The organism is Pseudomonas sp. EA_65y_Pfl1_P113, from assembly GCF_963970525.1.
GTDB classification, from domain to species: domain Bacteria; phylum Pseudomonadota; class Gammaproteobacteria; order Pseudomonadales; family Pseudomonadaceae; genus Aquipseudomonas; species Aquipseudomonas tritici.
Genome location: NZ_CAXAQM010000661.1, coordinates 1 through 436, shown reverse-complemented (window position 1 = coordinate 436; position 436 = coordinate 1). Strand labels below are relative to the sequence as shown.

Genomic DNA, 436 nt, shown 5'->3' with positions numbered 1-436 from the left:
AAGTTGAAGTTGAGGCAGAACTGCATCAGCCCCAGCAAGGCGGCAAAGCCCCAGCCGCGCCCATCGAGCCGGATGCGCTCTCCCCGCAGCGTGGCATAGCCGAGCATCACGATGCCCGCGACGAGGAAGCGATAGGTGACCGACCAGCTTGGCGGGACCACGCCCAATTGCCCGCGAATGACCAGCCAAGTCGATCCCCAGATCAGCGTGACGATGCCGAACGGAATCAGTATCGCGAGGCGGCTGGAATTGGGGGGCGGCGCGTCGCTCAAAGCGCAGCGATCGCGTCGGCGAGCGGGCGGATGTCTTCAGGCCGCTGGTTCCACGAGATGACCAGTCGCGCTTCGCCCGGACCCCAATCATAGAAATCGAAACCGAGCGCGCGCAGTTTCTCGGCCTCGGCGGCGGTAACGCGCAGGAACACTTCATTCGCCTC

General features: G+C 64.4%; 1 protein-coding gene. It reads right to left on the bottom strand.

Features of this window, described 5'->3' with window-relative positions:
- On the bottom strand, positions 1–272 hold a 272-nt coding region (locus AACY52_RS31605), incomplete at its 3' end, for an EamA family transporter (RefSeq protein WP_339561595.1).
- Positions 273–436: the final 164 nt, after the last annotated feature.